We start from the raw sequence: 13,414 nt of genomic DNA, 5'->3' as shown, positions 1-13,414 counted from the left end.
CGGATCCGGCCGTACCGACCGAATCCGCCATCCGACAGATCCGGCCTACCGAGCCGGCGCCGCGCACCAGGAGCACCGCGGCCGGGTGAGCAGTCGGTAGGAGAGCGCGGCGATGCCGAGGCCCACTCCCCACACGAGGTACGCGGACATGGCCACCCCCATGAACCAGGACGGGTACGGGTCGGTGGACGTCGCACTCGCCGGTTCGGTGAGGAGCTGAACCAGACCGGTCCCGAAGTACGCCGTCATCCCCACCGAGACGCCCAGCCCCGGGCCGAGGACCAGCCACCGCGGGATCCGGCGGCCGGCGAGGCCGAGCACCCAGCGCGGCGAGACCCGTCCGAAGCGGTGCACCTGCGCCAGCGGCAGCAACGTGCCGGCGAGCGCGGCGGCCGCCAGGAACGCGAAGCCCGCCACCCGGCCGGCCGCACCGGTCGTGGGCGCCGCCTCCGAGCCGAACCCGACCAGCGCCTGCGCGCCGAACCGGGCCACACACCCGAGAACCGCCAGGTAGCCGGCCGCGAACGCCCACGACGGTGAGCGCACCGTCCCTCCGCCTACGGACGACCCGGCAGGCGTGTCACACGCCGCTCGGCCACCGCGCCGCCGGCCACAGGCGGGGCAGCCGTTCCGCAGCCGCCGACCGCCGGCCAGCGCGGTCCTGCCCACCAGGACCGCGCCCGCCATGCAGCCGGCCCGGCTGAGCAGCGCACCCACGTCGAACGACATGCCGAGCCCCACGAACAACAGCCCCACGACGTCGAGCAGCAGCAGACAGGCGGCGGAGGTGAGGGCGGCGCTCACGACCCAGGCGAGTACCACCGCCGCCCAGCCGGCGCTCGCCCGCGCCATCGCTCCGCGTGCTCCGGTGACGCTCGGTGCGGCGGGGTCGTCGTCCTCGGAGACCACCCCGAGCGGGCCGACCAGCAGGCGGATGACCCCCGCCACCGCGGCCGCCGCCGCGCACAGGACGACCACGCCCCAGCCGGAGAACGCCAGCAGGTCGGGCCCGATCGGCGGGAACCACGGCCGGTGGCCGAGTGCCCAGTACGTACGAAGTGCCCCATATGCGAGGACGAAGCCGACCACCAGCGCCGGCAAGCACGCCGACCAGTGGACCTTCGGGCGGTCCGAGCAGGTGCCGGCCGCGTACTCGTTCATGTCGTTCGGATTGTCGCGGCTGTCCGGGCTGTCGGGGCACTCCATGCCGTCCATGCCGTCGGCGTCGCGGCGGACCCGCGTTCCGTCAGGAGTTCGCACGCCTTCACGCTGGCCGGGGTGGACCGGCGCCCACCTCCCTCGCGCGGGGGAATGGCGTCGCCCGCCCGGCCGACCCGCGCGCCGCGCCGGGCCCCACGCAGAACCCGACGAGGGACCGGGACACCCGGCCGACGCGGCCCCGACCACCCGGGCCGGGTGAACCCGGCGGTTACCCTGGATGCTTTGGCCGACGAGACCCCGATCGAAGGTGTGCTGAGAACCATGGCCGTGGAGTCGTTGTTCCCCCGGCTGGAGCCCCTGCTACCGGCGGTACAGAAGCCGATCCAGTACGTCGGCGGCGAGCTGAACTCGACCGTCAAGGAGTGGGACTCCACCCAGGTCCGGTGGGCGCTGATGTATCCCGACGCCTACGAGGTGGGGCTGCCCAACCAGGGTGTGCAGATCCTCTACGAGGTGCTCAACGAGCGCGACTGGATCCTGGCCGAGCGCACGTACTCCGTGTGGCCGGACATGGAGAAGGTGATGCGGGACAACGCCATCCCGCAGTTCACCGTCGACGCGCACCGCCCGGTCGGCGCGTTCGACCTTCTCGGCGTGTCCTTCGCCACCGAACTCGGCTACACCAACCTGCTCACCGCGCTCGACCTGGCCGGGATCCCGCTGGAGTCCCGCGAGCGCACCGACGAGCACCCGATCGTGCTGGCCGGCGGCCACTCCGCGTTCAACCCCGAGCCGATCGCCGACTTCCTCGATGCCGCCGTCCTCGGCGACGGGGAGGAGGTCGTCCTCGCGATCAGCGACGTGGTGCGGGAGTGGAAGGCCGAGGGCTGTCCGGGCGGACGGGACGAGCTGCTGTTCCGGCTGGCCGCCTCCGGCGGGGTCTACGTACCCAAGTTCTACGACGTCGACTACCTCCCCGACGGCCGGATCAAGCGGGTGGCGCCCAACCGCAGCGGGGTTCCGTCGCACGTCGTCAAGCACACGTTGATGGACCTCGACAAGTGGCCCTACCCCAAGCAGCCGCTGGTCCCGCTGGCGGAGACCGTGCACGAGCGCTTCTCGGTGGAGATCTTCCGCGGCTGCACCCGCGGTTGCCGGTTCTGCCAGGCGGGGATGATCACCCGGCCGGTACGCGAGCGCAACATCTCCACCATCGGCGAGATGGTGCAGAAGGGCGTGGAGGCGTCCGGTTTCGAGGAGGTCGGGCTGCTGTCGCTGTCCAGCGCCGACCACTCCGAGATCGGTGATGTGGCGAAGGGACTCGCCGACACCTACGAGGGAAGCAACGTCTCCTTGTCACTGCCGTCGACCCGGGTCGACGCGTTCAACATCACTTTGGCCAACGAGCTTTCCCGCAACGGCCGCAGGTCCGGGTTGACGTTCGCGCCCGAGGGCGGCAGCGAGCGGATGCGCAAGGTCATCAACAAGATGGTCAGTGAGGACGACCTCATCCGTACCGTCGCCACCGCCTACGCCAACGGCTGGCGGCAGGTGAAGCTGTACTTCATGTGCGGTCTTCCGACCGAGACCGACGAGGACGTGCTCGCCATCGCCGACCTGGCCCAGCGGGTGATCGCCACCGGCCGCGAGGTGTCCGGCCGCAACGACATCCGGTGCACGGTGTCCATCGGCGGGTTCGTGCCGAAGCCGCACACGCCGTTCCAGTGGGCCGCCCAGGAGTCGTGGGAGAACGTCGACGCCCGGCTGTCCAAGCTGCGGGCCGCGATCCGCAGCGACCGGAAGTACGGCAAGGCGATCGGGCTGCGCTACCACGACGGGCAGCCCTCGGTGGTCGAGGGACTGCTGTCCCGCGGCGACCGCCGGGTGGGTCGGGTGATCCGTGCGGTGTGGGCCGACGGCGGCCGGTTCGACGGCTGGAGCGAGCACTTCTCCTACGACCGGTGGGTGAAAGCGTGCGAGGAGGCGCTGGCCGGCGAGCCCGTCGACCTCGACTGGTACACCACCCGCGAACGCGGCGAGACCGAGGTGCTCCCGTGGGACCACCTCGACGCCGGCCTGGACCGGGAGTGGCTGTGGGAGGACTGGCAGGACTCGCTGGACGAGGTCGAGGTCGAGGACTGCCGCTGGACACCGTGCTTCGACTGCGGCGTCTGCCCGCAGATGGGTACGGAGATCCAGGTCGGCCCGACCGGGCAGAAGATGCTCCCCATCGTGGGCGTCTCGCAGGCCCGGCAGGCCGAGCTCCTGGCCCCCGCCGGCAGTCGTGACTCCGGCTGACCGGCTGACCGGCCGGCCCCGCGCGGGCACACGGGTAAGGTCTGCGGCGATATGAGCCGGACACCGAAGCCACCCGACCGCAACACCCCGCCGACCGTGCAGCGGCTGCGTTTCCGGTACGCCAAGCGGGGACGGCTGCGCTTCACCAGCCACCGCGACTTCCAGCGGGCGCTGGAGCGTGCCGTCCGCCGGGCCGGCGTACCCATCGCGTACTCCGCCGGTTTCAGTCCGCATCCGAAGATCTCCTACGCGGGGGCCGCGCCGACCGGGGCCGCCAGTGAGGCGGAGTACGCCGAACTCGGTGTCGCCGTGCGTTGCGACCCGCAGGCGCTGCGTGCCGGACTGGACGCCGCGCTGCCCGAGGGGCTGGACGTGCTGGAGGTCGTGGAGGCGGGCGCGGGTGCGCTGGCGGACCGGCTGCAGGCGTCGTTCTGGGAGCTCGCCTTCCCGGTGGAAGCGGCCGGCGACCTGTCCGCCGCGGTCGAGGCGTTCCACGCCCGCGACGTGGTGGAGGTGGAGCGCCTCACCAAGAACGGACTTCGCGTATTCGACATTCGGGACGCGGTCCGCCGGCTCGGCCTGACCCGGCCGGAACCGGCCGCGGGCGCACCGTCCGGCGGTGCGACCGACCTCTCGATTCCTTGTGCGATACTGCAGGTGGTCGTGCGGCACGGAACGCCCGCTGTGCGACCCGACGACGTCCTCGCCGGGCTCCGCCTGGCGTCAGGGCTCCAGCTTCCGCCAGCACATCGCATGACCCGGCGGAGCCAGGGCCCGTGGGACGAGGAGTCCGGCACCGTGGGCGACCCGCTGGCCCCCGACCGCGACGCTTCCGTCACCTCGTGAGTGACAGGAGCCGTTGACGCGGTTGGGACACCGATCGGGAGCGATGCCGTGGCGAAGGCGCCGTCGCGGTTCCGGAGTGAAGCTACGGCTCTCGGTCGGGACTGACAAGCGACTTACGTCGGAGCCACCCGCGGGTGGTCCCGGCGACCGACACGGGCCTCCGCGCGGCTCACCAGCCCGGGGGCTGACAGGAGACAGACTTGCTCGAAAACGAGCCCGGCGCCGAAACGGGCGCGACACCCGAACAGTCCGATCGACCCGCTGCCGACACCGGCGGCTCCCCGCCGCAGGCAGACGGCCCGCCGCCGCAGGCAGACGGCTCGCCGCCGCAGGCAGACGGCCCGGCGCAGGAGCCGGAGCCGACGACCACCACGCCGCGGCGCACCGCGCGTAAGCGCGTGAGCCGGGCGAAGAAGGCCGCCGCGCCGGCCGAGGCCACCGCGGACGCGGAGACCCCAGTGGTCCCCGCCGAGGCGGCCGGTACTCCCGACACTCCGGCCGACGGTTCGGCCGAGGAGCAGAAGCCGGCGCCGCGCAAGCGAGCCGCCGCCAAGCGCACCCGGGCCAAGAAGGCCGCGGCGCCGAAGAACGACCAGGCCGAGAGCGCCCAGCCCGAGAGCGCCCAGCCCGAGAGCGCCCAGCCCGAGAGCACTCAGCCGGCCCAGCCGGAGACCTCCGCTCCGGTCGCGATGGCACCGGCCGAGGCCGCCGCTGCGGCCGCCGCCACCGAGGCGGAGGCGGCCAACCCACCCGCCCCCGCTGGTGGCGACCAGTCGGGCAACGAGCCGGCGGAGCAGCCGGCCGTTTCCGAGGAGGCCGCCGAGCCCGCCGGCCGGCCGCAGTCCACCGGGCCCGAGGCTCCGGCAGCCGTGGCCTTCCAGCCGCCGACCGTGCTGTTCCAGCCGCCGGCGATCGAGACCGCACCGGTCGTTCCCGTCGAGAGGTCAGCGGCGGGGGAGCCGGCGGAGTCCGGTGAGCAGAAGCCGTCGCGCCGCCGGCGTACCCGCGGGGGAGCGGCCGCACAGGCCACCGAGACCGCCGAAGCTGCCGAGACCGCAGACGCCGGCCAGGCGGCGGACAAGCAGGACCAGCCGGACCAGGCCGCTGAGGCGGACCAGTCCGGGACCGACGCTGGCGGCCGGTCCACCCGCGGCAGGCGCGGGCGCAAGGCCGAACCCGTTTCCGACGAAGCCGACATCGACGACTCCGACGACAGCGAGGAGTCCGAGGGCGGCCGCCGTCGCCGTCGCCGCCGCGGCGGGCGCCGCAGGAACAAGAACGGCGCCGACGACGACTCCGGCGCCGACTCCACCTCCGACGACGCCGGCCAGGCTGGCACCGACGAAGCGGCGGAGACCTCCGCCGCGGAGTCCGACGACTCCGAGGACGACTCCGACGAGGACGGAGGCGGCTCGCGTCGCCGCCGGCGCCGTCGCCGCCGTCGCGGTGAGTCCACCGACGGCGCGCCCGACGACCCCGAGCACACCGTCGTCAAGGTCCGCGAGCCCCGCAAGGGCGACGACGAGCCGAGCGCCCTGGAGGGCTCGACCCGGCTGGAAGCCAAGAAGCAGCGCCGCCGGGAGGGCCGGGAGGCCGGTCGCCGCCGGCCGCCGATCCTCACCGAGTCGGAGTTCCTGGCCCGCCGCGAGGCCGTTCAGCGCACGATGGTGATCCGCCAGCAGCGTGACCGTACGCAGATCGCGGTGCTCGAGGACGACGTACTCGTCGAGCACTACGTCACCCGCGAGTCGCAGTCGTCGATGATCGGCAACGTCTACCTCGGCCGGGTGCAGAACGTCCTGCCCAGCATGGAGGCGGCGTTCATCGACATCGGCCGCGGCCGCAACGCGGTGCTCTACGCGGGCGAGGTCGACTGGAACACCCTGGGTCACGAGAACCAGCCCCGCCGGATCGAGCTCGCGCTCAAGTCGGGGCAGAGCGTGCTGGTCCAGGTCACCAAGGACCCGATCGGCCACAAGGGCGCCCGGCTGACCAGCCAGGTGAGCCTGCCCGGCCGCTACCTCGTCTACGTACCCCACGGCTCGATGAACGGCATCAGCCGCAAGCTGCCCGACACCGAGCGCAGCCGGCTCAAGGCACTGCTGAAGGACATCGTTCCCGACCAGGCGGGTGTGGTCGTCCGCACCGCCGCCGAGGGCGCGAGCGAGGAAGAGCTGTCCCGCGACGTCGCCCGGCTGAAGGCGCAGTGGGAGGCGATCGAGAAGAAGGCCGCCAACGGTCAGGCGCCGAACCTCCTCTCCGCCGAGCCCGACCTGCTGATCAAGGTCGTCCGCGACCTGTTCACCGAGGACTTCGCCCGTCTGGTCGTCTCCGGTGACGAGGCCTGGGACATGGTCGAGGGGTACGTCGAGCACGTGGCGCCGCACCTCGCCGACCGGCTGGAACGCTGGTCGAAGTCCGACGACGTGTTCACCTCGTTCCGGATCGAGGAGCAGATCGTGAAGGCTCTGGACCGGAAGGTGTGGCTACCCTCGGGCGGTTCGCTGGTGATCGACCGCACCGAGGCGATGACCGTCATCGACGTCAACACCGGGAAGTTCACCGGTGCCGGCGGCAACCTCGAGGAGACCGTCACCCGCAACAACCTCGAGGCCGCCGAGGAGATCGTGCGCCAGCTCCGGCTGCGCGACATCGGCGGGATCATCGTCGTCGACTTCATCGACATGGTGCTCGAGTCCAACCGCGACCTCGTGCTCCGCCGGCTGGTGGAGTGCCTCGGCCGCGACCGCACCAAGCACCAGGTGGCCGAGGTCACCTCGCTGGGCCTGGTCCAGATGACGCGTAAGCGGATCGGAACGGGCCTCCTGGAGTCGTTCAGCGAGCCGTGTGAGGCCTGCTCGGGACGTGGCGTGAAGGTCCGCCTCGAACCCGTCGAGGCTGCTCCCTCGCCGCCCAGCGGTGAGGAGGAGCACGGCCGGCGCTCCCGCCGTCGGCGCCGTGGTGGCGGTGGCGGTGGCAACGGAGTCGCCGAGCCTGTCGACGTCGAGCCCGTCGACGCCGAGCCTGTCGAGTCCGACGTGGACAAGGCCGAGCCGGCCGAGTCCGAGGCGGTCAAGCCCGAGCCGGTCGCGTCCGAGGCGGTCAAGCCCGAGCCGGTCGCGTCCGAGGCAGCCGAGGGCCCGTCCGATGCCGAGCAGGCATCGAAGGACGAGAACGACGAGAACGACGAGAACGCCCAGAAGGCCGATGGCCAGCAGCCGCAGGCCGAGCAGCCGCAGGCCGAACAGCCGCAGGCCGAGCAGCCGCAGGCCGAGCCGGTTGTCGCCACGCCGGCCGCGGCCAAGTGGGTGAACGTCGGATACACCCCTGCCGTGGCAGCCGAGCCGGCGTCTTCGGGGGCCGCGCCTTCCGAGCCCGCATCTTCGGAGGCCGCCGCGGGCACGCCCGATACGTCCGGTACGACCCGGGAAGCGCAGCCGGACCGGGAAACGGCCGAGCCGGAACACCGAACACCCGACGCGGCCCGCAACGGCGCGGAGCCCGTCGGTACCTCCGACAAGTCCGAGGAGGCGTCCGGCGCCCCCGAGGAGGAGTCGCCGGAGGATTTCGGCGGTCGTCCCGCCCGTCGGCGCAGCCGTCGGCGGGTACCCGCCGAGTAGGTCCGCACGTGCCCGGTCAGAGCAGGAACACCCGGTGCGGGTGCCCGGTGGCAGGTCCGCCGGTACCCGCCGGGTGGCCCGGCTTTGATCCGTGCCGAGGGCCTGCGGTAGTCTGATCCGTCGGCGCGGTGTCCGCGCCATCTTCGCGCGTCCGTTCCCCGTGACGCGCTCCCGAACGTCCGAAGAGAGTGAGACCAGCGGTGTACGCGATCGTGCGCAGTGGCGGCCGGCAGCACAAGGTGGCCGTCGGCGACGTCCTCGAGGTCAACCGACTGGCCGAGCAGACGGGCTCGACGGTGCAGCTTCCGGCCGTCCTCGTCGTCGACGGTGAGAGCGTCACGTCCGACGCCGCGGCGCTCGGCAGGGTCTCGGTGACCGCTGAGGTCCTCGGTGCCGCCAAGGGCCCGAAGATCCATATCCTGAAGTACAAGAACAAGACCGGCTACCGCAAGCGCCAGGGCCACCGCCAGGCACTGACCAAGGTCAAGGTCACCGACATCACGCAGGGCTAGTCCGCCAGGCACCACCTCCGGACCAACCCACCGAAAAGACCAAGGGCTGACATCTCATGGCACACAAGAAGGGCGCCTCGTCCTCGCGGAACGGGCGCGACTCCACCTCCAAGCGACTCGGTGTCAAGCGCTACGGCGGCCAACTCGTCAACGCCGGTGAGATCATCGTCCGCCAGCGCGGCACCCACTTCCACCCCGGCTTCAACGTCGGGCGGGGCGGCGACGACACGCTGTTCGCGCTGTCCGCGGGCACCGTGGAGTTCGGGAGCCGCCGCGGTCGTCGCACCGTCAGCATTCTCCCGAGCGCGTAAGCCACACCCAGACACACATGGGCGGGGCGGGCCATCTGGGCCCGCCCCGTACGTGTTTGACCAGCGGTTCACCAGCGGCCGCGGTCGTCGTCGGCTCCGGTCGGCGGTTCCAGTCAGGCGATCCAGTCAGGCGATTCCAGCAGGGAGGAGGTGCGCCGTGGCGGTCCCCACGTTCATCGACCGGGTGACGCTGCACGTGGCCGGCGGTGACGGCGGCCATGGCTGCACCTCGGTCCACAGGGAGAAGTTCAAGCCCCTCGGCGGCCCGGACGGCGGCAACGGCGGCCGTGGCGGCAACGTCGTCCTCGAGGTCGCGCCCAACCTCACCACGCTGGCCGACTACTACCACGCACCCCACCGCCGAGCGGCCAACGGCCGCCCCGGCCAGGGGAGCAACCGCGCCGGTGCCGACGGCGCCGACCTCGTGCTGCGAGTCCCCGACGGCACGGTCGTCAAGACGACCGACGGCGAGGTGCTGATCGACCTGGTAGGCGCCGGCACCTCTTACGTCGTCGCCGCGGGTGGCAACGGCGGTCTGGGCAACGCCGCGCTCTCCTCGGCCCGCCGCCGTGCTCCGGGGTTCGCGCTGCTCGGCGAGCCCGGCGACCGCAGCAGCATCGTGCTGGAGCTGAAGCTCGTCGCCGACGTGGGGCTGGTCGGGTTCCCCAGCGCCGGCAAGTCCAGCCTGATCGCCGCCATGTCCCGTGCCCGGCCGAAGATCGCCGACTACCCGTTCACCACGCTGGTGCCGAACCTCGGCGTGGTGACCGCGGGCGACACGACCTTCACCGTCGCCGACGTCCCCGGGCTGATCGAGGGCGCGAGCGAGGGGAGGGGGCTCGGTCACGAGTTCCTGCGCCACGTCGAGCGGTGCAGCGCGCTGTGCCACGTGATCGACTGCGCGACGCTGGAGCCGGGCCGCGACCCGCTGTCCGACCTGGACATCATCGAGGGGGAGCTCGCCGCGCACGGCGGGCTCGAGGACCGTCCGCGCCTCGTCGTACTCAACAAGGTCGACGTGCCCGACGCCCGTGACCTGGCCGAGCTGGTGAAGCCCGAGCTCGCGGCACGAGGACTGCATGTCTTCGAGGTGTCCGCCGCCACGCACGCCGGCCTGGTCGAACTGTCGTACGCCATGGCCCGTCTGGTCCAGGGGCGGCGCGCGGCGACCCCACCGGCCGAGCCCACCCGGATCGTCATCCGACCCCGGGCCGTCGACGAGTCCGACTTCACCATCACCCGCGAGGGCGACGTGTGGCGGGTGCGCGGCCGCCGTCCCGAGCGGTGGGTACGCCAGACCGACTTCAGCAACGACGAGGCCGTCGGCTACCTCTCCGACCGGCTCAACCGCCTCGGCGTCGAGGACAAGCTCCGCAAGCTGGGCGCCCAGCGCGGCGACGCGGTGGCGATCGGCGAGGAGGACAACGCCGTGGTGTTCGACTTCGACCCCAGCGTCGAGTCCGGCGCGGAGCTGCTGCAGGGCCCACGGGGCAGCGACCCCCGGCTGGACGGTCGGTGACCAACCGGTGACCAAAGGGCTGCGCACCGACGTGACGGCCGCCGAGCGCGTGGTCGTCAAGGTCGGGTCGTCCTCACTCACCACCTCGCGCGGCGGCATCGACCAGGACCGCATCGACGCGCTCGTCGACGCCCTCGCCGCCCGCCGCGCCGCCGGCACCGAGATCGTGCTGGTTTCCTCCGGCGCGATCGCGACCGGCATCGCACCGCTCGGATTGCGTACCCGCCCCCGTGACCTGGCCACCCAGCAGGCGGCGGCGAGCGTGGGCCAGGGACTCCTCGTGGCCCGCTACACCGAGGCGTTCGGGCGGCACGGCTTCCGGGTGGCGCAGGTGCTGCTCACCCTCGACGACGTGACCCGGCGGTCCCACTACCGCAACGCCTACCGCACGATGGCGCGGCTGCTGGAGCTCGGCGTGGTGCCGATCGTGAACGAGAACGACTCGGTGGCCACCGAGGAGATCCGGTTCGGCGACAACGACCGGCTGGCCGCGCTGGTCGCCCACCTCGTGCACGCCGACCTGCTCGTCCTGCTGTCCGACGTCGACGGACTCTACGACGGTGACCCGCGCCGGCCCGGCACCGAACGCGTGGAAGAGGTGCGCAACGACGCCGACCTCGCCCACGTCTCGCTCGGCCGGTCCGGTCGCTCCGGCGTGGGCACCGGGGGCATGGCGACCAAGGTGGAGGCGGCCCGCATCGCGACCGCTGCCGGCGTTCCCGTGGTGCTCTCCGACGCCGGCGACGCGGGCCGGGCGCTGGCCGGCGAGCGGGTCGGCACCCACTTCCACCGCACCGGCAGGCGGCGCCCCACCCGCTTGCTGTGGCTGGCCCACGCCACCACGCCGCGCGGCCGGCTCCGGCTCGACACCGGCGCGGTGCGCGCGGTCTGCGAGCGCCGCGCGTCCCTGCTCCCGGCCGGGATCGTGGCGGTGGACGGGACGTTCGAAGTGGGGGATCCGGTCGACCTGGTCGATCCCGAGGGCCGGGCTGTCGCCCGCGGGCTGGTCAACTTCGACGCCCGCGAGCTTCCCGACCTGCTCGGCCGTTCCACCCGGGACCTCGCTCGCGAGCTCGGTCCCGCCTACGAACGCGAGGTCGTCCATCGCGACGACCTCGTGCTATTACCCGAACGCGACCGTACGATCGCGCACACCTGAATCACGCACTGAAGAAAGGCGGCGGTGTGAGCTCCGACGAGACGCGGACGTGGCACATCACCGTGACGGTGGCGGGCGAACCCCACGATCCGGACGAAGTACGCGCCGGCCTCGAACGCCTGGTCGAGGAGCGGCCGTTCCTGTTGACCGTGCGCTTCCAGCCGGACCGGGCGGAGGTGCGCTACTGGGAGCAGGCCACCGATCTTCTGGACGCGGCCTCGCTGGCGCTGCGGCTGTGGACCGAACACCGCGACAGCGCAGGGCTGCCCCAGTGGGAGGTCATCGGCCTGGAGGTGCTGGACCGGGACACCTTCACCCAGCGCGTGGACGAGGGAACCGCCCCGCCGCCGTTCGCCGGCATCGGCAGCGTCCGCCCGTACTGACGGTGTGATCTCGGCGTACGGCAGTAACTGCTCGCCTACGCCCGCGCCATAGGATCTGAACCGTGACTGCTTCCGTGAACGCCGACGCCGTGACCGCGGGCGCCGACACCGATCGTGAGCGCGCGGCCGTCCTGGAGACCGCGGCCCGCGCCCGGGAGGCCGCCGTCGACCTGGCCGGCCGGTCCCGCGCCGACAAGGACGCCGCCCTCGCCGCGATGGGCGCCGCTCTGCGAGCCCAGGCGCAGACCATCGTCACCGCCAACGCCGCCGACGTGGAGCGCGCGCGTGCGGCCGGCACACCCGACGCGATCATCGACCGGCTGCGGCTGGACGAGGGCCGGATCGCGGCGATGGCCGACGGCCTGGCCCAGGTCGCCGCGCTGACCGACCCGGTGGGTGAGGTGGTCCGCGGCTTCACGTTGCCGAACGGTCTCGAGCTTCGCCAGGTACGCGTGCCGTTCGGCGTGGTCGGCATCATCTACGAGGCCCGCCCCAACGTCACCGCGGACGCGGCCGGTCTGTGCCTGAAGAGCGGGAACGCCGCACTACTGCGGGGCTCGTCCTCCGCGCGGGAGTCCAACGCCGCGATCGTCGACGTGCTGCGCAAGGCGCTGGTCGACGCCGGACTGCCCGCCGACGCGGTCCAGCTCGTCCCCGGCGACAGCCGCGAGTCGGTCGGGCACCTGATGCGGGCGCGCGGCCTGGTGGACGTCCTCATCCCGCGCGGCGGCGCAAGCCTGATCCGCAGCGTCGTCGAGGGTTCCACGGTTCCGGTCATCGAGACCGGGGTCGGCAACTGCCACGTGTACGTCGACGCCGACGCCGACCTGGACATGGCCCTTTCGATCCTGCTGAACGCCAAGACCCAGCGCCCCAGCGTCTGCAACGCCGCGGAGACGTTGCTCGTGCACGCCGACGCCGCCGAGGCGTTCCTGCCGCGTGCGCTGGCAGCGCTGCGCGACGCGGGGGTGACGGTGCACGGGGACGCCAGGGTCGCGGCGTACGACAAGGCGGTGGTCCCGGCCACCGACGCCGACTGGGACACCGAGTACCTCTCCCTGGATCTCGCCGCGGCTGTCGTCGACTCACTCGAGGACGCCTGCCGGCACATCCGCCGGCACGGCTCGGGCCACACCGAGGCGATCATCACCCGGTCCCAGCCCGCGGCCCGGCGGTTCGTCCAGGCGGTCGACTCCGCCGCGGTGGTGGTGAACGCCTCGACCCGGTTCACCGACGGCGGCGAGTTCGGGTTCGGCGCCGAGATCGGCATCTCCACCCAGAAGCTGCACGCGCGCGGGCCGATGGGCCTGCCCGAGCTCACCTCGACCAAGTACGTCGTGGTCGGGGAGGGGCAGATCCGCGGTTGACCTCGGGGTTGGTGCCGGGGCCTGCTGCCGGGCGGCCCGGCGCCGGCATCGTAGGTGTGCGGGGTAGGCTTTGCGACCATGGCGTCCGTCGTACTTCTCGCACAGGAAGGCCCGAAGCTGCCCTTTCCCGGGCCGGTGTTCGGGCTCATCGCCTTCCTGATCCTGGTCTCCCTCCTGGCGATCACGCTCGCCTTCGGCAAGGGCCGGCCGCACGCCTGACGCTGACGACAGATGCGTA

The 13,414-nt window shown here is 72.5% G+C and carries 11 protein-coding genes; 10 read left to right on the top strand and 1 reads right to left on the bottom strand.

Annotated elements, in window-relative coordinates:
* Positions 1 to 45: 45 nt before the first annotated feature.
* On the bottom strand, positions 46 to 1,260 hold the full coding sequence (locus ABZV93_RS22875; protein WP_354939424.1) for a hypothetical protein: 1,215 nt from the start codon (positions 1,258 to 1,260) through the stop codon (positions 46 to 48).
* A gap of 222 nt (positions 1,261 to 1,482) precedes the next feature.
* Here ABZV93_RS22875 and ABZV93_RS22870 point away from each other — a divergent pair, with 222 nt between their 5' ends.
* The 10 genes from ABZV93_RS22870 to ABZV93_RS22825 all read left to right on the top strand — a co-directional run bounded on the left by ABZV93_RS22870 (position 1,483) and on the right by ABZV93_RS22825 (position 13,395).
* Entirely contained in the window at positions 1,483 to 3,459 is a 1,977-nt protein-coding gene (locus tag ABZV93_RS22870; RefSeq protein ID WP_354939641.1) for a TIGR03960 family B12-binding radical SAM protein, read from the top strand.
* Between the two features lie 51 nt (positions 3,460 to 3,510).
* Positions 3,511 to 4,305 carry a TIGR03936 family radical SAM-associated protein gene (locus ABZV93_RS22865; protein ID WP_354939422.1) on the top strand — a complete coding sequence of 265 codons (795 nt, stop codon included), beginning with the start codon at positions 3,511 to 3,513 and terminating at the stop codon, positions 4,303 to 4,305.
* 200 nt (positions 4,306 to 4,505) lie between these two features.
* Entirely contained in the window at positions 4,506 to 7,925 is a 3,420-nt protein-coding gene (locus tag ABZV93_RS22860) for an Rne/Rng family ribonuclease (RefSeq protein WP_354939420.1), read from the top strand.
* A 200-nt stretch (positions 7,926 to 8,125) separates the two neighbouring features.
* Positions 8,126 to 8,437: a 50S ribosomal protein L21 gene (gene rplU / locus ABZV93_RS22855; RefSeq protein WP_354939418.1), complete on the top strand. Its 312-nt coding sequence runs from the start codon at positions 8,126 to 8,128 to the stop codon at positions 8,435 to 8,437.
* Between the two features lie 56 nt (positions 8,438 to 8,493).
* The gene (gene rpmA, locus ABZV93_RS22850) at positions 8,494 to 8,748 is read left to right on the top strand and encodes a 50S ribosomal protein L27 (RefSeq protein WP_092887532.1); all 255 of its coding nucleotides are present in this window, start codon (positions 8,494 to 8,496) and stop codon (positions 8,746 to 8,748) included.
* A gap of 157 nt (positions 8,749 to 8,905) precedes the next feature.
* A complete protein-coding gene (gene obgE / locus ABZV93_RS22845; RefSeq protein WP_354939416.1) occupies positions 8,906 to 10,267 on the top strand; it encodes a GTPase ObgE in 1,362 nt (453 codons plus the stop codon).
* A gap of 7 nt (positions 10,268 to 10,274) precedes the next feature.
* Positions 10,275 to 11,426: a glutamate 5-kinase gene (gene proB, locus ABZV93_RS22840; RefSeq protein ID WP_354939414.1), complete on the top strand. Its 1,152-nt coding sequence runs from the start codon at positions 10,275 to 10,277 to the stop codon at positions 11,424 to 11,426.
* 26 nt (positions 11,427 to 11,452) lie between these two features.
* Entirely contained in the window at positions 11,453 to 11,809 is a 357-nt protein-coding gene (locus ABZV93_RS22835; RefSeq protein WP_354939412.1) for a hypothetical protein, read from the top strand.
* An 89-nt stretch (positions 11,810 to 11,898) separates the two neighbouring features.
* The gene (locus ABZV93_RS22830) at positions 11,899 to 13,176 is read left to right on the top strand and encodes a glutamate-5-semialdehyde dehydrogenase (RefSeq protein WP_354939639.1); all 1,278 of its coding nucleotides are present in this window, start codon (positions 11,899 to 11,901) and stop codon (positions 13,174 to 13,176) included.
* A 78-nt stretch (positions 13,177 to 13,254) separates the two neighbouring features.
* Positions 13,255 to 13,395: a hypothetical protein gene (locus ABZV93_RS22825; RefSeq protein ID WP_354939410.1), complete on the top strand. Its 141-nt coding sequence runs from the start codon at positions 13,255 to 13,257 to the stop codon at positions 13,393 to 13,395.
* Positions 13,396 to 13,414: the final 19 nt, after the last annotated feature.

It is taken from the genome of Actinopolymorpha sp. NPDC004070 (genome assembly GCF_040610475.1).
Lineage (GTDB): Bacteria > Actinomycetota > Actinomycetes > Propionibacteriales > Actinopolymorphaceae > Actinopolymorpha.
The sequence above is the reverse complement of the archived record's forward strand: the minus strand, read 5'-3'. Positions and strand labels throughout refer to the sequence as shown.

Bases quoted from the DNA above. Each gene is read 5' to 3' on its own strand.
- ABZV93_RS22870 (WP_354939641.1), top strand. From the start codon at position 1,483: ATGGCCGTGGAGTCGTTGTTCCCCCGGCTGGAGCCCCTGCTACCGGCG.
- ABZV93_RS22865 (WP_354939422.1), top strand. From the start codon at position 3,511: ATGAGCCGGACACCGAAGCCACCCGACCGCAACACCCCGCCGACCGTG.
- rpmA (WP_092887532.1), top strand. From the start codon at position 8,494: ATGGCACACAAGAAGGGCGCCTCGTCCTCGCGGAACGGGCGCGACTCC.
- ABZV93_RS22825 (WP_354939410.1), top strand. From the start codon at position 13,255: ATGGCGTCCGTCGTACTTCTCGCACAGGAAGGCCCGAAGCTGCCCTTT.